General features: G+C 69.1%; 18 protein-coding genes. 14 read left to right on the top strand and 4 right to left on the bottom strand.

Features of this window, described 5'->3' with window-relative positions; translation table 11 throughout:
- Window positions 1-39: 39 nt before the first annotated feature.
- Window positions 40-1,551, bottom strand: a complete 1,512-nt coding sequence (locus ACFE76_RS09945) for a hypothetical protein (protein WP_375431592.1) — start codon at window positions 1,549-1,551, stop codon at window positions 40-42.
- A gap of 960 nt (window positions 1,552-2,511) precedes the next feature.
- On the opposite strand from ACFE76_RS09945, the gene ACFE76_RS09940 reads away from it, so the two are divergent.
- The 8 genes from ACFE76_RS09940 (at window position 2,512) to ACFE76_RS09905 (ending at window position 8,806) form a co-directional block, all read left to right on the top strand.
- Complete coding sequence (locus tag ACFE76_RS09940) at window positions 2,512-3,075, top strand: RNA polymerase sigma factor (RefSeq protein WP_375431591.1); 564 nt, start codon at window positions 2,512-2,514, stop codon at window positions 3,073-3,075.
- A complete protein-coding gene (locus ACFE76_RS09935) occupies window positions 3,072-3,692 on the top strand; it encodes a hypothetical protein (RefSeq protein ID WP_375431590.1) in 621 nt (206 codons plus the stop codon). Before ACFE76_RS09940 ends, ACFE76_RS09935 begins: the two co-directional genes overlap by 4 nt.
- Entirely contained in the window at window positions 3,686-4,216 is a 531-nt protein-coding gene (locus ACFE76_RS09930) for a hypothetical protein (protein ID WP_375431589.1), read from the top strand. The genes ACFE76_RS09935 and ACFE76_RS09930 overlap by 7 nt, the downstream gene beginning before the upstream one ends.
- A 66-nt stretch (window positions 4,217-4,282) precedes the next feature.
- A complete protein-coding gene (locus tag ACFE76_RS09925) occupies window positions 4,283-4,513 on the top strand; it encodes a hypothetical protein (RefSeq protein ID WP_375431588.1) in 231 nt (76 codons plus the stop codon).
- A 359-nt stretch (window positions 4,514-4,872) separates the two neighbouring features.
- Entirely contained in the window at window positions 4,873-5,154 is a 282-nt protein-coding gene (locus tag ACFE76_RS09920; protein WP_375431587.1) for an aminoglycoside phosphotransferase family protein, read from the top strand.
- A gap of 203 nt (window positions 5,155-5,357) precedes the next feature.
- A complete protein-coding gene (locus tag ACFE76_RS09915) occupies window positions 5,358-6,548 on the top strand; it encodes an FAD-dependent monooxygenase (RefSeq protein ID WP_375431586.1) in 1,191 nt (396 codons plus the stop codon).
- Window positions 6,549-6,870: 322 nt separating this feature from the next.
- Window positions 6,871-8,112 (top strand): MFS transporter, encoded by a 1,242-nt coding sequence (locus tag ACFE76_RS09910; protein ID WP_375431585.1) that lies wholly within the window; start codon window positions 6,871-6,873, stop codon window positions 8,110-8,112.
- A gap of 103 nt (window positions 8,113-8,215) precedes the next feature.
- Entirely contained in the window at window positions 8,216-8,806 is a 591-nt protein-coding gene (locus ACFE76_RS09905) for a hypothetical protein (RefSeq protein ID WP_375431584.1), read from the top strand.
- A gap of 397 nt (window positions 8,807-9,203) precedes the next feature.
- Here the strand turns inward: ACFE76_RS09905 and ACFE76_RS09900 are convergent, their stop codons facing one another.
- On the bottom strand, window positions 9,204-10,409 hold the full coding sequence (locus ACFE76_RS09900) for a hypothetical protein (protein ID WP_375431583.1): 1,206 nt from the start codon (window positions 10,407-10,409) through the stop codon (window positions 9,204-9,206).
- 175 nt (window positions 10,410-10,584) lie between these two features.
- Between ACFE76_RS09900 and ACFE76_RS09895 the strand changes: the two genes are divergently transcribed.
- The 4 genes from ACFE76_RS09895 (at window position 10,585) to ACFE76_RS09880 (ending at window position 13,009) form a co-directional block, all read left to right on the top strand.
- The gene (locus ACFE76_RS09895) at window positions 10,585-11,019 is read left to right on the top strand and encodes a helix-turn-helix domain-containing protein (RefSeq protein WP_375431582.1); all 435 of its coding nucleotides are present in this window, start codon (window positions 10,585-10,587) and stop codon (window positions 11,017-11,019) included.
- A 10-nt stretch (window positions 11,020-11,029) separates the two neighbouring features.
- The gene (locus ACFE76_RS09890) at window positions 11,030-11,452 is read left to right on the top strand and encodes a VOC family protein (protein WP_375431581.1); all 423 of its coding nucleotides are present in this window, start codon (window positions 11,030-11,032) and stop codon (window positions 11,450-11,452) included.
- Window positions 11,453-11,782: 330 nt separating this feature from the next.
- Window positions 11,783-12,364, top strand: coding sequence for a hypothetical protein (locus tag ACFE76_RS09885; RefSeq protein WP_375431580.1), 582 nt, complete (start codon window positions 11,783-11,785; stop codon window positions 12,362-12,364).
- Between the two features lie 72 nt (window positions 12,365-12,436).
- Entirely contained in the window at window positions 12,437-13,009 is a 573-nt protein-coding gene (locus tag ACFE76_RS09880) for an AAA family ATPase (RefSeq protein WP_375431579.1), read from the top strand.
- A 19-nt stretch (window positions 13,010-13,028) separates the two neighbouring features.
- Here ACFE76_RS09880 and ACFE76_RS09875 read toward each other — a convergent pair whose 3' ends face one another.
- The gene (locus tag ACFE76_RS09875; RefSeq protein ID WP_375431578.1) at window positions 13,029-13,256 is read right to left on the bottom strand and encodes a hypothetical protein; all 228 of its coding nucleotides are present in this window, start codon (window positions 13,254-13,256) and stop codon (window positions 13,029-13,031) included.
- Window positions 13,257-13,654: 398 nt separating this feature from the next.
- Window positions 13,655-13,807: a hypothetical protein gene (locus tag ACFE76_RS09870; RefSeq protein ID WP_375431577.1), complete on the bottom strand. Its 153-nt coding sequence runs from the start codon at window positions 13,805-13,807 to the stop codon at window positions 13,655-13,657.
- Here ACFE76_RS09870 and ACFE76_RS09865 point away from each other — a divergent pair.
- Together ACFE76_RS09865 and ACFE76_RS09860 are read left to right on the top strand one after the other, a co-directional pair.
- Window positions 13,800-14,174 carry a hypothetical protein gene (locus tag ACFE76_RS09865; protein ID WP_375431576.1) on the top strand — a complete coding sequence of 125 codons (375 nt, stop codon included), beginning with the start codon at window positions 13,800-13,802 and terminating at the stop codon, window positions 14,172-14,174. The two genes, ACFE76_RS09870 and ACFE76_RS09865, sit on opposite strands and share 8 nt — an antisense overlap.
- A 182-nt stretch (window positions 14,175-14,356) precedes the next feature.
- Window positions 14,357-17,464, top strand: coding sequence for a response regulator (locus ACFE76_RS09860; RefSeq protein WP_375431575.1), 3,108 nt, complete (start codon window positions 14,357-14,359; stop codon window positions 17,462-17,464).
- Window positions 17,465-17,483 lie beyond the last annotated feature (19 nt).

The following is a 17,483-nucleotide window of genomic DNA, read 5'->3' as shown; positions in this document are numbered from 1 at the left end:
CCCACTCGACATCGTGGCCGTGAAGGGCCAGCCGCTGGGTTAGTGATCGTCGTCGTGAATGTGGAGCAGGGTGGAGGCTCGATAGAACAGGTGCGGCGGGACGTGGGCTCGGGCCTCGCGGATGAGGGTGTCGCCGTCGCGCCAGACGGCCCCACCGATCTGGATGTGGGTGCCGTCAGCCGCGAAGACGGCGGCCTCGTGGTCGTCCTCGACGAGGACGCCAACGACGTTCGTCCAGTCGATGACCTTGGTTTCGCCTTCGAGCCGGCAGTGCAGCCCCTCGGCGGTGAGCCGCAGCTCGGCTTGCCGGGCGGCGGAACTGATGGCTCGGGCGAACAGCGGCGGCCGGAAGCGGCGGCCGTCCGGGAGGGGGTCGTTGTTGGTGGGTGCGCTGTGGTCCTCGCGGAGCCCGAGAGTGACCAAGTCGATCTCGGGGAGGTCGGGCACCGCGACCAGCAGGCTGGTCTCGAGCGGCTGGAGGTAGGCGCTTACCTGCTCGACCGTGAGTGTGCGGGTCACCTCGGCGTCGAACGGAGGTCGCGCAAAGCCAAGCAGGGCATCGATACCGGTGGTGTGGGCGGCTCCGACGAGGCCGTCGCGCCCGTACCGCCGTTGCACGACACGCTCGACGGCCAGACTCAGCTCGGCCGCCGAGGGCCCCCCGCGCAGCAGGGCGCGCAGCTCACCGACCAGGACGGTGACGGCGCGGACCAGATGCTCCTCGGGAGGGTCGGCCATCACGAACAGGTCGTGGCCGTCCGGTCCGTCCGCGTGGACGACGTTGTCGAAGACGTTGACCTCAACCACATAGCTCAGGCTGTCGCGGTGCCGCACGGTCTCCTGGATCCGCTGGTCGACCAGCTCGACGGCGACCTCGCTGAGGTGGGCCGGGTCGGTGGGCGGCAGCAGCAGGCTCGCCATGCAAGCAGGCCCGTCGACCCGCACGGCGGACGGCTCCGCGACGGGGCGGGGCGGCACCCGAACGTGTGTCGGTCGGCCACCCTCGCGCAGCGGTAGGGCCAAGTCGGGCGGTAACGGGCCGTCGACGAGGAGGAACGCGTTCCCAGCCGTGAACCACCGCGCCGCCGCCGCGACCAGCTGGTGAGCCTGCAGACCGTCAGGGCCAGGTCCTGGGACGGCCTGGTTACCGAGGTCGCGCAACCCGTACCGGCGGACCAGCAGCGGCTGGTGGGCTCCCTCGTCCTGGCCGAGCTCCGCAGCGATGATCGGAGCTTCTGCCGACAACCGATCCACCGGAGGCGCATTCAATCCCTGGCACAGCCGGACCAGATAGCCGGCCACGAGCACCGGGTCGCCGGCCACCACGAACTCGGTGTGGGAGTGGTCAACGTGAGCGTTGATCTCCAACGGGGTCAGCCGGAGCTCCCTCATCACCACGTGCTCCAACGCTTGCAGCACCCCCTGCTCGTGCAGCTGCTCGTCACGCGTGCCCGCCCCGAAGACGAGCTGAACGGCACACACCTCGTCGTCGGACGGGAGATGACGAACCTCGACGCCGTCGACGGAAAACGTGCGCAGCTCAGCCACCATGCCGTCACCCTGGCACACCTCACTCGGACCAGGTGTCCTCCTAGGTGCTGAGCGGGGGCAGTTGCACGCAGGTCACGTGGGCGGTGGTTCCGACGATGACGTGCTGCACCGGCGGCGCCGAGGGCCGAGTCGTGGAGCCGTCGCCTGTTGGCTCCACGTCTCGGCCTGCTCGCAGGCGTGGCGAAAGCGGTCCGACCCGTCGCTGCGGAGGAGGTCGCTGGTGGTCGCCAGCACGATGTCCGGCCGCTTCAACGCTCGAGCCATCGACCGGGCATCGGCGGCCGGAGGTCGGGAGGTCGGCCGATATCCCGCCCGACCCTGACGTCGCCGCGATGCTTACGGTTCGGGCCTCACCGGGTTGGAGCCGGATGAGGAGGCGTAGCTGTGGATCGAACAGGGTCGCCGTACCGATCTGGCGCCAGCAGGAGGCGCCCGCCGTCGATGGGGGGTCATTGCTACCTCGGAGCGACCGACACGTGGGAGACGTCAACGCCCAGCCAGCGTGGTACTCGTACAGGACAGAGCCGGCGACCGCCTCGACCTTAGTGCCGAGGTTCGACAGCGCGACTCGGCCGGCGAGCTCGACGCGGACGTTCACCCAGCCCTGACCCTGCGGGTGGTCGACGGGAACGGTGGACGTGACCGTACTGAGCCACAGCTCGCTTCTGACGCCGACGTTGACGCCCTGATCGGTCGTCAACTTCCCGGCCAGATCGACCTTGGCCGCGTCCGCAGGCGCTGAGGGTGCCATCGAGGTGCTCGGCGAGGAGACCATGGGCGAAGGCTGCGGTTCGAGCCGCCACGTAGGGAAGTACGGCACCTCGGAACAGCCCGCCAGCACCAGACGAGCGATCCTCGTGCTCGGGGTCGGAATCCGTCAGAATCAGCCGCCAAACCGGGGCCAAGATCAGATGACCAGACTCGTGCAACGCTTTGCCCATCGGAACCGTGGACGAGGGTATGGACCTGCCGAGCGACCTGGCCCCGATGACGGGCGCTGCCGCCTCGTCTGACGTGCCCGGGACGCTGACCACGGCCCGCCCGGTCGACTTTGATGCGTGGGTCGCGGTGGTGGGGTCGGACCTGATGCGGTTTGCCCACGCCACGGCCCGGGGTTTGGACCCGGCCGACCTGGTCCAGGACGCACTGGTCGCGGTGTTCATGCGCTGGTCGCGGCTGAGCAAGCCCGGGCAAGCCGATGCGTACGCCCGCCGGGTGATGGTGAACAGCCACATCTCGAGGTGGCGGAAGTGGGGCAAGCGGGTCAGCCCGGTCGCCGACCCCGCGGCAGCAGAGATTGTCCTTGGCCAGGAGGCGGCGGTCGATGAGGTGTTGGCCGCCCGGCAGCTGCTGGGCACGTTGCCCGTCACCCATCGGGCGGCGGTGTTCCTACGGTTCTACGACGACTTCAGCTACGCCCAGATCGCGGCGATTCTCGGCTGTCGGGAGTCAACGGCCCGCTCGTACGTGCACCGGGCCCTCACCCAGCTGAAGAGCAAACTCGACAAGGACACCGTGCGATGACTGACCAGGACGACGAGCAGCTCGGCCGCCTGTACCGGACCGCCATCAGTCAGCTCCCCGGCGGTCGACCGGACGCAACGTTGGCACGCGCGACGGCACGCACCCGGCAGCGGACCCGGCGCCGCGCCGCCGGCGGGATCGTGGCCGTGGTGACCGTGACGGTGCTGGTCGCGGTGACGTCACCGTGGTTCGAGGGAGCCGGGACGGTTGCCGTACCGGCCAGCGGCGGAGGGCCCGCCCCGTCCGTCTGTCCGGCCCTCCGACCCGGCACGAGCAACGCGACGGCCGACTATGTCGAGACCTTCCGCTGGAACGACCAGACCTACATCACGAGCAACAACCTCGCCGAGCCGCGCAAGGCCGGGAAGCTGGGGCGCCCCGTCACCACCGTGACCTGCAGCATCGCTGAGCTGACCGCCGACAACGGCAACCTGGTGGAGAACGGTCCTTGGCCCAACGGCACAGCCACCTTCCTGCCCACGGGGACTCAGGTGTACGCCATCCAGGGCGTCCCCACGCGCTGCGAGCTCGGTGTCCGAGACACGAGCAACACCGCGGACGGCTCGGTCAAGCTCTTTGTTGCGGTGCGCCAACCCGACTGGAAACCGCTGTGCTGACCACCACCCGGAGAGCTGTCGTCCTGGCGGTGAGCCTGACGATGCTGGCCACCGTCACCGCCGCGTGCTCACGCACCGTCGACGCGGAGCCGGCGGAACCCGCTGTCGTCAGGGCTGGTTGGCCGGGCTGTCGAGCAACCGGTGCCTTCGACGATGAGAATCACGCCGGTCCAACGACAACAGGCTCGATTCCCGCCGGTTTTCGGCCCACGACGGCCATTCTGTGCACCCAGAGCCACCAGCCCGAAGGCAAGCCGAAGCTGATGAATGTCGAACGCCGAGCAACCGAGCTCCAGCCCCTGCTGGACTACCTCGCACGACCGTCCCAGATATCAACACGACCCGACACGGTGGCTTGCCCGCTTGTGGGATGGAACCGACCCTGGCTTTTCCTGGTCGACGACACGAAACGCTGGATCACGCCCCAGCTACCGACCGACCCGTGTGGGTTTGCCCTGCAGCTGTTCGAGGACCCAGGCCCGCCCTACGAGAACCTCGACTACACCGACCGGGTCATCAGGTGAGCCGCCGGATTCCCACGCCTGGGTGGATACGTCCTGCGGGCGCACCGCCGCGGAAAGCGTTTGCTCATGCCTGAGTGGTCGTACCTGCTGGTCGTCGCGATCGCCGCCTCGTCCGCTACTGTGTCCTGGCTGCTGATGCGGAAGGGCCTCCTTCGGCGGTACTGGTGGGTCACGCTGCCGGCGGGCGCCGCCATCATCTACCTGGTCGGTCTCATGTTCTACGAATACTTGTCCGCAGACCTCGGGCAAGCTCGTCCCGGTTCGGATGCTGCCTCAACACGACCGTCTGAGGTGTGAGGGTCTTGGCGGCCGCCTTCCGGCCCGGCCGGCGTACCCGGTGGAGCTTGCGTGGACATCACCACTGGGCTTGGCTTCACGACGTGCTGCGATCCTTCGCTCGTTCATCATCATGATTGCTGTCCCTGAGACATTTCGTCAGATGCCTCGGTGGTGGGGCGACCGTCCGGGACGCGAGTGGCTCGAAACGCCGCCCGCGATGGTCGACGCCCAATGTCGCCGCTGGAACCTATAAACCTGACGGTGATCCCCTGCACGGAACTAACGCCTTGGTGGTTCCAGTCCGGCGTCACGCGCGAGCGAGACTGGCGGGCGCTTGAGGGACCAAACCACGGTCGCATCTCGACACGGCGATCCGCTTGGCTGAGGAGCTCGCCGTCTCGACGACATCAGAAGCGGCCGTTGACGGCGACCTTCACTGTGAACAGGTGCTGGCCGCTGGCCGAGCACCATGGCCGGTCGTCGATCCCGTACTGCTCCGCGACGATCCCGAGTACGACTTCGCTCGTGTCCTGTGGTCGCGGCTGGACGAGCTGCCCCAGGACTCAGACATTCCGGACGCCTTCAACCTGTTCGTCCGAGTTGCTGGGGTTCCGCATGAGCGCGCCCGCTCCTGGCTGGTGGTCCGATCGATGTCCTAATCTTTTGTGGGGGATCCCGCGGGGACTCACCTGGGACCCGCCCAAGTGCCGCCGGCTGCTCGTTCTATTCTGCTGAACGCTTGGGGCCTAGACTTCCGAACGGCGATGAGTTGGTGTCGCTCGGCCGGTCTAGTTCTCATGACATGGCTATCCGAACCGGCAGCGCCGGCCTTGGACACTCTGCGCCTGAAGCTGGGAGCGCGATGACAGAGACAAGAGTCCTGGTGCAAGGGGCGAGCATCGCGGGGCCGGCGCTGGCCCACTGGCTGCGCCGGTACGGGGCCGAGGTGACCGTCGTCGAGCAGTCGCCCGGCCTGCGTCCCGGCGGGCAGGCCGTGGATGCCCGCGGGGTGGCGAAGGAGGTCATCCGTCGGATGGGTCTCGAGTCGGCGGTGCGCGCGGCCTGCACCCACACCGCCGGTGCGTACCTGGTGGACGCCGACGGGAACGTCCTGGAGACGCACCGCGCCGATGACCACGGCGGGGACGGCTACATCGCGGAGATCGAGATCCTCCGCGGAGACCTGGCTCAGGTCCTGTACGACGACACCCGCGACACGGTCGAGTACGTCTTCGGCGACCGGATCGCCGACCTCACCCAGGACGCGGCCGGAGTCGACGTCACGTTCGCCAGCGGCGGCCGGCGGCGCTTCGACCTGGTGGTCGGCGCCGACGGGCTGCATTCGGCGCTACGCGCCATGGTCTTCGGACCGCGTGAGCGCTACGTCCGCCACCTCGGGCTCATGCTGGCCTACTACAGCGTGCCTAATGAGTTCGGACTGGACCGATGGCTGATCGACCACCAGGAGCCCGGGCGCTCCGCCGGTCTGCGGCCCATCCACGACGCCACCCGAGCGATCGCGATGTTCTCGTTCACCGCACCACAGTCCACCGTGCACCACCGCGACGTCGAAGCCCAGAAGAACCTGTTGCGCGAGCGGATGGCCGGCTTTGGCTGGATGACACAGCGCATCCTCGGGCATCTGGACGACACCCAGGACTTCTATCTCGACCAGGTCGCTCAGGTGGTGATGGATCGCTGGTCCAGCGGGCGGGTGGGGCTGCTCGGAGACGCGGCGTTCAGCGCCTCACCGATGTCGGGGGGAGGCACCGGGCTGGCCCTGGTCGGCGCGTACCTGCTGGCCGGCGAGCTGGCCGCCACGAACTGGGACCCCGATGCCGGATTCGCCGGCTTCGAGAAGCGGATGCGTTCCTACGTCGACGCCAACCAGGAGATCGGGCGGATGCACGTGGAAAGCCTCAGCGCCCCTGTGCCGGGGGCCGAGCCGAGCGCGGAACCCGACATGGACGCCTTCACCGCCCTCATCGAGCGCGCAGTGGGCGGCCCCGAACTTCCCGAGTACGACTACGCACCCACCCTCGCGAGCAGGTGAACCCAGCCACCTCCCCGTGCTATCCGTGGGTCCTCTTCGGCTCGCGGCTGCGGACCATCGTCCGGCGGCCTGGGCTCACCCGACACCTGGTGGGTGCTACTCCTCCAGGTGTTCGTCTGGGCATGACTGACCTACCCAGGCGGGTGGCTCGTACCGAACCTGGTCGATCGGTGGCGCGAGCAATCCGACCGTCCAGCTGACGTTGGCTAGGCGCCAGGCAGGCGCTGACCAGGACTTGGTGCTGAGCATTCGCGCCAGCAGTGCTAGAACTGCTTGCGTTAGCACTCTCACTAGGCGAGTGCTAACTGGAGGAGGAGCTCGGATGGCGACGTTGGCGCTCGGCGCACCGTACCGACGGCTGTGGTCGGCCACTCTGTTGTCCAACCTGGGCGACGGCATCCGAGCAGCGGCGTTCCCGCTCCTGGCCGTGACGCTGACCCACAGCCCCATCCTGATCGCCGGGGTGGCGGTGGCCACTCAGCTTCCTGGCCTGCTCCTGGGACTGACAGCTGGGTCGCTGGCTGACCGGTTCGATCGACGACGGCTCGTCGTCGTAGCCGATGCCGTCCGACTCGCCTTCCTGGTGGGGTTGGTCGGGCTGATCGTCAGCGGCTGGGTGACCATGACCGTCCTGTACGTCGTCGTGTTCGTGTCTGGTATCACCGACGTCGTTCGCGCCACGGCCGCCAGCACGCTCGTCCCGTCGCTCGTGTCTCGTGATCAACTCGACCGGGCCAACGGCCGGATGGTCACCGCCGAGATCGCCGGCAGCGAGTTCGTCGGACCACCGCTCGGCGGCTACCTCTTCGGCGTCGCTCTGGTGCTGCCGTTCGCCATCAACGGCGGAACGCTGGCTCTCGCCGTCGCCCTGGTCGCCAGCATCCCCGCGCTGGTCGAGACTACCGCCACGGCAGCCGGACCCGGAACGCCGGCCAGACGCGAGCGGTCGCGGATCAGCGGTGGGGTGCGGTGGCTTCGGCGGAACCGCAGCTTCTGGCCGGTACCCGCGACCAGTGTCGTCCTGGCCGTGACCGACAGCGCGTGGTTCACGCTCCTCGTGCTCTACGTCCACGACGTCCTGCACCTGCCCTTCGCCTGGTACGGGATCCTGCTGGCCGTGGGAGCCGTCGGTGGCCTGGCTGGCGGGTTCTTCGCCGCCACCCTCACCAGGAAGGTTGGAGCCAAGGCCACCACGCTCGTCTGCCTGGGCCTCACCGCCGCTGGTCAGCTGGCGTTGGGTACGACCAGCTCGGTGTTCGCCACCGCCGTCGTCATGGCCACCAGCAGCATGGCCTTCGCGATCTGGACGGTGCAGGTGCGCACCACCATCCAGCGCGCCGCCCCGGCACAGCTGTTGGGTCGAGTCATCAGCATCAACCGGGTTCTCATCACCGCGGGCTCGCTGATCGGGGCGAGCCTCGGTGGCGTCGCGGCCAGCGGTCTCGGCCTCCACGCGCCCTTCCTCCTCGGCCTGCCCATCCTGATCTTCGCCGGACTTTTCGTCGCCGCCAGTCGCACGACGCCTGATGCACCATCGACAGGGGCGAACGCGACAACCAGGTGACGGACGAGCCCGTCCGGGGGCTTCTGGTCGAGTGACTGGCGGTAGGTCGACACAAGCCCGCCACGAGCCGTTAGGTTGTCAGCGACGAACGGAGTGACTTTCTATGATCGGACCGGCCTTTCGTCCTGCTGGGCTTGCTGTGGCGGCGATCCTGCTGTCGGGATCAGGCCTGATCGGGTGTGGCAGCCAAATCGCCGAGCCAAGCGACCGGCCCAGCACGTCGGCCACTCACGAGCCGAGCAGGGCCGCGACGGGGTACGCCACCAGCTACTCGGTCGAAGAACAGCTCGACCAGGTCATCGCCGACATCGACCAAGGGCGCGAGGATGAGGACGTCCCCGGGCTCGCGGGCCTCGAGGTCGACGCGGACGCCCGCACCCTCGACGTGTACTGGGTCGGAGAACCACCTGAGCGGATCCGCCGAGCGATAGCCGCCCCACCCGCCGGCATCACCGTCAACCTGAGGCCCGCCGCCTACGACCTCAAGGCCATGGATGCTGCGACCGAGAAGGTCTTCACCAAGTATCAGCGCTACCTGTTCGACGCCAGCCCCAACGACGACGGCAGCGGCATCACCGTCGGATGGACGGCAGCCAACGCCAAGTTGGGGCCCAGCGCATCAGAGATGTCCGAGGTCGCCGGTTTGCCCGTCACCACCGAGATCGGCGAACCAGCCGAAGCAGTCGACGGGTGACGGCCCGGTCGGGATCGTCCCCGAGGTGGCTCTTCGACCACAGCACGACCGGGCGTACCAGCCGGTGCGATACACGCCAAGCACCCTAGGTAAGAAATCAGATCTCGGCGACAGTCGGGCGGTTCAGCTGGGTCACGTTCACGGCGGCCAACGAAGCACCGGCACCCAACATCTTTCACCGGACGAAGATGGTTCTTGCCCTACGTCGAGAAGGGCGGGCGAGCAGGAGGAGTTGCACCCCGCCCTTGGTTCCCACTTTCCCCAGGCGGAAGTCTTTCGCAGGGAGGTCCCGTAACTCTCCTCGGGTGATCACGCCCACGCTCTGTGCCAACCGTCTGGTCTGTGACGAGCTCGGAAACGTCGGGGCTTGGCCGTGGCTCAGCCGGCGCCAACCGGGTCAGAGGACATGCACGCCGTTGCCAGGAAGGTGTGCGGTCGGCACGGACGCCCGCGGCACGGGCGGGACTGCCGTGGTCGTTGCCGTCGTGCTGGGGACCCACGTGATGCCGAATCGACCGTTCTGTCCGACGACCTGCCCGTACACGTTAATCCCGCTCGCGATGATGTCGGTGCTCGACCCGGTCGCCAGATAGCGGGCGCTGGAGCCGTAGGGACCCCAGATCACCGGCCTGGAGTGGTTCGAGGTGTCCGACGTCAACGGGTACTCGTTGCCGATGATCTCGCCGCGGTCGTTGATCGCCACAGGGTCGGCGCGGACGCCCGGGACCGGCAGCCGCTGGGAGGTCCGGGTCTTGCTGCTCCACAGCATCGCGTGGTCGTCGGGGGTGCCCTGCTTCGAGGAGGTGCCCACGGCGTAGCCAGCCGAGTTGATGTCGCTGAACAGGGTCGTGTCGTCACCGGGCAGCGGCTTGATCGGCATGGCGTAGCGCTGCCTGGGGAACCAGACGATGTTGCGGTTGTAGCCGGTGTCCCAGCGCGCGACGAGGACGTAACCGGCGTTGTTGAGGCTGATGGCGACCGACGACATGCTGCCGATGGCGGTCCCGATGTCGGCACGGGTGGGTGCCGCGTCGGGGTGCAGCGTCCAGGTCACCGCGACGGTCGAGAGTCCGACGTCCTGATAGCCGGCGATCACCCCGCGGTCGTTCACGGCGTTCGCACCCGAGTCGATCTCCGTGCCACCGTCGACGCCGAGGTCGATCAGCTGGTCGCTACCTGCGGGAACGACGAAAGCGTGATCCGAGCCGTCCCCGAACGACGAGGTCCCGACGACGTCGCCGCGGATGTTGACGTCGGTGGCTACTGAGTAGTGGGAGTCGGAGGTGATGGGGCTGTAGTTGAGGTACCCGAACTTGCGGACGGTCGACGTGCGGGTGTCGAAGACCGCCGCCTCGGCCGGGTCCCGGGAGTTGAAGACATACCCGGCGACCAGTCCGGCGCCGTTCACCGGGTTGCCCCTGTCGCTGGGCGCGAAGAACTCTCCGGTCACCGCGTGCAGCACGGTGACCGCGTAGGCGGGTGGACTCGCGGCCTGGGCAGGTCGGGCGGGGAGCGCCACCGCCAGCAGTGCAGCCACCAGCAGGACGGCCAGCGCGGTGGCGGGGTACACGGCGGGCCGCATTTGCTGGCTAAGCGTCCTCATCTGCACAAACTAGACCCCTGCGCGCGGCACGACCATGGGTCAGATCGCGATGTGCCCCGGTGGAGTGGCGTCCTCGTCAACCCTCACCTGGCGGGCGTTGACGAGGGGGTCGTCGCTGGCCTCCGTCACGAGCCCACGGTACGACCCGCGCTGCCGCGGCCGCCAAGATGATCCGGTGAGCCGACCGAGCGAGGATTCCAACCGACGGATGCTGCGGGCTCGGGACGCGATGGACCGCAGCTACGCCGAACCGCTCGACGTCCCCACCCTGGCGCGACTGGCGCACGTCTCCGAGGCCCACTTCATCCGGACCTTCAAAGTCACCTTCGGCGAGACGCCCAACCGGTACCTGCAGCGGCGCCGGATCGAGCGCGCGATGTTTCTGCTCCGCAGCAGCGAGGAGACGGTCACCGACGTCTGCATGACGGTCGGTTTCTCCAGCGTGGGCACGTTCAGCCGTGTCTTCTCCGAGATCGTCGGAGAACCGCCCAGCGTCTACCGCAAGCGCGGCCCGCTAGCCCCGGTACCCAGCTGCTTCGCCATGGCCTGGTTACGCCCGGGAACGAACACCGCAGTATCGGAGAAGCCCACGTCCGCGACCGGCCTCTAGCGTGGACTCCATGTTGAACACCATCTCGATCTCGCAGATCTTCGTCCCCGACCAAGACGCCGCACTCGCCTTCTACGTCGACCAGCTCGGCTTCGAGGTCCAGACCGACATGCAGTTCGGCCCGATGCGTTTCCTGACCGTCGCGCTGCCCACCGACCCCGGCCACGCGGTCCTGCTGGAAAAGCCGGGCCCGCCTGGCCACAGCGAGGACATCGCTGCCCAGGTGCGCGACCTCATCTCCAAAGGCGCGGCCGGCGGACACCTCTTCTTCACCACCACAGACGCGCACCAGACCCACGCTGAGCTCAAGGAGCGCGGGGTGGAAGTGCCTGAGAAGCCGACCGTGCAGCCCTACGGCATCGACTTCGGCTTCCGCGACCCGTTCGGCAACCACATCCGCGTCGCCCAGATGACGCCCCCACCGTCTGCGTGACCGCCGGCCGGCGTCGGCCTGACCGCGGCGTCGGTTCGCTCCCGTGAGCAGCCCGACGGTGCCGACGCTGGCCGAACTTCTCGACGCGGGTCCTCTGCTCGCCCTCACCGACCACCGGGTGCGCCCCGAGACACCCACTCCCACGCCGTCACCAGCCTCGACGTCGGGAACGACAAGCTGCAGCACCTCACCGCAGCCGGTAATACGACACCGGGCGGGCAGACCCGGCGACGTCGCGTCGAGGCTACGCTCGCTCGAGTGACAGATGCGCTGGCCACGGACCTCACCTCCGAGGAAACGGTCCGTGGGGCTACCAAGCTCCTGCTTGTCGTGGCAGCGGTGGTAGCGGCCATCCTCCTGCTCATCGCCAGCGGCCCGACCGGACCCGCGGGCCTCGCCTGGTTTGCTCTGCCCCTCCTCGGGCTCGGCTCACTGTGCTGCTGGCTGGGCGTCGCCATCCACTCGGTCGTCCGCCGACGGCTGCCCGCGGGCCTCATCATCGCGCCGCTGATCGGCCTCGTGACCGCCGGACTGATCTACACCTCCACCCCCAGCAGAATCCGCTTCATCCTCGTGGACCGTCCGGCGTTCAACGCCGTGGTCGCGCGTGCGCCGGCTCCCGCGGTCACCATCCTCGATCGCGACCTCACCGAAGACGAGGCCAACGACACGTACGGCGACTTCCCCGGCCCCTGCCCCGCGCACATCGGGACCATCAGAGTTCGAGAATGCGCCTCCTTCAGCGCCGGCTACCTCTTCTACGACTCGGCTGGTTCGGGCTTCATCGACGACGGTGGCCTCGCCTACCTGCCGTCGGGCGCCCCCACCCACGACGTGGGCGACGGCTCCTTCGAGCACCCGCAGTTCCGCCACCTCTTCGGACCCTGGTACGCCTTCGCGTCCAGCTGGTGATCCAGGTGCGGATTCGGCTGCCGCAGTGTCTGATCATCACGACGGGAATCGGGCAGGGAGGCTGAGAGGACGATGGGAACGGACGAGCCTCAAGGAGCGACCGTCTACCTCATCGTCGGCCTGCCCGGAGCAGGGAAGACCACGCGGGCCAAAGAGCTGGAGGTCAGCGCATCGGCCCTCCGGCTCACCCCTGACGACTGGCAGATGGCGATCTTTCCGGGCGACGGCCCGACAGGCTGGCAGGCGGCCGAACGGGTGGACCAGCGGGACCGGATCGAAGGCCAGCTGGTGCAGGTCGGCTTCCGGGCCGCTGCGCTGGGCCTCAACGTCGTCCTCGACTTCGGCTTCTGGGGCCGGCACGAGCGGGCGGCGCTGCGGTGGATCGCGTCCTCGCGGGGCGTCCGCGCTGAGGTGATCTACCTACCGATCGAGGCTGAGGAGCAGCGCCGACGCACCACCAGCCGCTTCGAGGCCGAGCCGGGCCAGTTCCAGCTGAGCGACGCCGAGCTGAAGCAGTGGCAGCAGCAGTTCGAGGCGCCCGACTCCGACGAGCTGGCCGGCGCGGCGATCCCCCCGGTCCCACCGGGACACGCGACCTGGTCGCACTGGGCGTCCGAACGCTGGCCGTCCTTGCCGCTCCAGTAGCCAGAGCTGGCGCAGGTCGTCAGGTGGCTCGGCAGCGTACGGCGGCGTCCCGGAGTGGGCCGGTCACCCAGCCTTCGACCTCGGCCCGGGTGGTCAGCCGGATGACGTCGAGCTCAGGCCGCTCGGCCGTCAGCGCGACGACGCGCCCCGCGGTGGTGGCGTGCCTCGACCAGGCCCACCGCACGCGATGGTCGGGATCGGTGACGGTCGTCCACAACGGCGGCTCCACGTTACCGCCCCACAACACCTCACGACGGAGTCTCCGTCGCAAGGTGCGTCGTCCACCTGCTCCATCACCCGCCAGCGCCTCAGGTCCAACCAGACCACCAGGTCCGCTCGACCAGCGAGCAGCGTCCGTACCTGGCTGTCCTGCCCCTCCGTGACCCAGGCCGGGTTGGCGACCAGGCGGCGGACGTCGTCGGCGAAGGACGGTCGCGGTACCCAGCCCGGCCCGTGGAACAAGGCGTCGATCTCCACGCTGGGAGGTGCAGGAGCTCACCGATCCGCGCCGCCAGCGAGGTCTTCCCCGACCCGGAGGTGCCGGCCACCAGGATCCGTTGCGGGCACCCCGGCACAGGGTCGAGAGGACCGAGCAGCGGCATGCGGGCAAGCGGACGAAGGTTCAGCCGGCCGGGATCGTCCGCCTCAGGCGGGAGGGGCCAGGACCGGCAGCTCGGACGCAGCGTCGACGAACAGCTGGTGCAGCCAGCGGTGGCCGGGGTCGCCGTCGCGGGAGAGGTGCCACCACAAGGCTTCGAGCAGGTCAGGTGGCGTGCTCGGCAGCTCGAGGATGCGCATCGCGCCGGACGCGGCCAGGACGCGCGGACCGCTCCTGCAGGAGTCCGGCACGCTGAGTGCCGGCGAGCAGGAACGGCATCGCCCGGAAGCTCTCGACCACCGCGTCCGTCCGCCGGTTGATCCCGACCAGCGTCCGGTGCGTGTCGGCCGGGGTGCACTGCGTCGGCGCGTCGAAGGTGAGGACCCCGCGCAGGTGGACCAGGTCGCGGTCGAGAGCTTCTCGCCGTCCCGTTCCTGGTCGGCGGCCCGGACCGGGTGGCACTGCTGCAAGCTCGGCTGGTCGACCAGCTGCCCGCGGCCGCCGGCGTCCGCACCCTGTCCATGGGAGGTGGTGCCGGTGCGGGAGTCGTTCTGGTGGCTCAGCTGACTGCGCTCCGACCCTGCTCACCGTTGGCTTCGGCGGGTCCCTCGTGGACGCCGGCGCGCGGGGGGATCTCCTCCGGCTAGTTGAGCCGTCCCGGAGTGGAATGCTATACAGTTCCCACCATCGACCGGCTGACATGTTGGTTGATGCTCGACAAGGGTCCGGGGGCGAAAGGATCTTCCCCCGTGCTCACTCAGATTATGAACACCACGCTGTACCTGGGCCTCGCGGCCTCGTCGCTCTACCTGTGGTGGCGACGCCGCGACACCGCGTCGGCGTGGTTGGCCGGCGCGTGGAACATCCTCGGCGTGGCCGTGATCGTCGGGCTGGTCCTGCCGCAGGGCACCGGTCCCCGGCACGGCTTCGACGAGTGGCTGCTGAAGGTCGGCTGGGTGCTGCCGCTGCTGCTCTACCCCTACTGCCTGCTTCGCTTCGCCGGCTCGTTCGACCGTGGCCGTCTGGTCCGCCGGTACGCGGGAATCCAGACCATCATCGCCGCCGGTACCATGCTCGCCTTCCCCTACTGGCCCGGCAGTGACCAGCACCCCTGGTGGCTCTCGACCTGGACCGTGGTCTTCTTCCTGCAGTGGCTGGGGTTGTCGGTGCTCGCCGCGCTGCTGCTGTGGCGGGCCGGTCGGAGCGAGCCGGCCGTCACCCGGCGCCGGATGCAGCTGCTGAGCATCGGCGCGATCATCCTCTCCTCGGTCCTCCTGCTGCCCTTCGTCTTCACCGCAGGCTCCGACCTGCAGCAGGGCGTGAGCACGGCTCTAGCGTGGATCTCCGCCGGCTGCGTCCTCGGCGGACTGAACCCGCCGTCCTGGCTGCGGATGATCTGGCGGCGCACCGAGCAGGTCCGGACCTATGACCTCCAGCTCACCCTGATCCGCGCCGAGAGCCGGTCCGACGTGGCGGCGGCCGTCCTGCCCGTCCTCAAGGAGCTGCTCGGCTGCGAGGCGACCGCGATGCTGGAGAACGACGGCCGGATCGTCCTCGCCGAGGGTGCGCCCGAGGACGTCTCCGATCTGGTCGAAGCGGCACGGTCGCAGGAGCGGACCGGTGCCAGTGAGCCGGCCATCGTCCGTTTCGACCTCACCTCCGGAGTCCTCGTCGCGCAGACCGGTCGCTACGCCCCGGTGTTCGGCTCCGACGAGGTCCGGCTGTTCGAAAGCACCAGCCTGATGGTCGACAGCGCCCTGAACCGGATCGAGAGCCAGCACGAGCTGGCCCAGGCTCACGACCGGGCGCTGGAGGCATCGCGCCTCAAGTCGGAGTTCCTGGCCAACATGAGCCACGAGATCCGGACCCCCATCAACGGGGTTATCGGGCTCACCGAGCTGCTGTCGGTGACCGACCTCAACGAGGAGCAGCGGGCCTACAGCAGCACCATCCAGAGCTCAGCCGACGCTCTGCTCAGCGTCTTGAACGACATCTTGGACTTCTCCAAGATCGAGGCAGGCAAGCTCGACCTCAACCTCACCGACTTCGACGTCCGGGGCGCCATCGAGGACATCCTCGCGCTGCTCGCCGGCGCCGCCAACGGCAAGCACATCGAGCTGGCGATGTCGGTCGGTGACACCGTGCCGGAGGCGCTGCACGGCGACGTAGGCCGGGTCCGCCAGGTGCTGCTCAACCTGGCGGGCAACGCCGTCAAGTTCACCGAGACCGGCGAGGTCGTGCTGCGGGTGGCCGTGGCCATCACCGACCCCGACCCGGCCCACCCCGAGCTGGTCCGTTGCCGCTTCGAGGTGACCGACACCGGCTCGGGCATCGCCCCCGAAGCCGTGGCCGCGCTGTTCGACAGCTTCTCCCAGGCGGACGCCTCCTCCACCCGCAAGCACGGCGGAACGGGACTCGGACTCGCGATCTCCAAGCGCCTGGTGGAGCTGATGGGCGGCACGATCAACGTCGAGACCGAGCTGGGACACGGCAGCCGCTTCTGGTTCGACCTCGACCTCGCCCCCGCCTCGCCGGCCTGGGTGCCCGCACCTCCGCTCACCTCGCTACGCGGCCGGAGCGTGCTGGTCGTCGACGACAACGCCACCAACCGCACGATCATGGTCGAGACCGCGAAGTCCTGGCAGCTCGACGCGATCGCCGTGGCCGACGTCGACGCGGCCCTGGTCGAGCTGGAGCGCCGGCACGCCGACGGCCGCCACTTTGACCTGGCCTGGATCGACCACCAGATGCCGGGCCGCAACGGCACCGAGCTCGCCCGGGCGATGACCGCTGACGAACGGTTCCGCGGCACGGCCCGGGTGCTGCTCACCTCCAGCGGCGACCGCAGCGGGCTCGAGAGCGGCGAGCTGCACGCCCACCTCACCAAGCCCGTCCGGCCCTCGGTGCTGCTCGAGTGCAGCGTTCAGCTGCTCGCGCAGCTGGACGCCGGCACCCTCGTGACCTGGCAGGCGCCGGAGCACCCGGAGCCGGTCGTCGCGGAGCCGGCGCAGATCGCGGCGAGGGTGCTCGACGACCCGACGACGGCGCTCGACAAGACGGCTACGGCAGACGAGCGGCCGGACGACGTGCCGTGCGTCCTGGTCGCGGAGGACAACCCGGTCAGCCAGCAGGTCGCGCGCCGGATGCTGGAGTCGCTGGGCTACGCGGTCGACATCGCCGGGACCGGCAGCGAGGTGCTCGCCGCAGCCCGTCGGCGGCCGTACGGACTGGTGTTCATGGACTGCCAGATGCCGGAGATGGACGGCTACGAGGCGACTGCGGCGCTGCGCGAGCACGAGGGGAACGACCGGCACACCCCGGTCGTCGCGCTCACCGCCAGCGCCATGAAGGGTGATGCCGAACGCTGCCTGCAGGCCGGGATGGACGACTACCTGACCAAACCGGTCCGGATCGCGGACTTCCGGGCCGCCCTGAACCGTTGGCTGCGTTGGCCCGCCCACGGCTCGGCGGCCGCAGCGGAGCCGACCGGCGAGGCCGTCGACCTGACGGTGCTGAGAGCCTTGAGCGAGGACGACGAGCAGACCGCGGGGCTGGTCGGGCTCTTCCTCGACACCTCCGCCGCCCAGCTCGAGCAGATGCGCAGCACCGCCGCCGAGGACGAGGCCGACGCGCTCCGCCGGATCAGCCACGCGCTGCGGGGCGCGGCCCTGTCCATCGGGGCGTCCCGGCTCGCGGGGAGCTGCGAGGCGCTCGAGGCCGGCGATCTCGACGGGGCCGGCGCCGGCGCGGGGCTCGTCGGCGAGGTCGACGCCGAGTTCGACCGCGTCCGGAGCTTCCTGCTCGAGCAGTTCCCCAGAGCCGCCGAGCAGGTCAGCGTCGGCGCTGCCGCACGATGATGAAGCAGCCGGCTGGCTC

It is taken from the genome of uncultured Friedmanniella sp. (genome assembly GCF_964244005.1).
Classification (GTDB): Bacteria; Actinomycetota; Actinomycetes; order Propionibacteriales; family Propionibacteriaceae; genus Microlunatus.
This window is presented reverse-complemented; position numbering and strand designations above follow the sequence as displayed.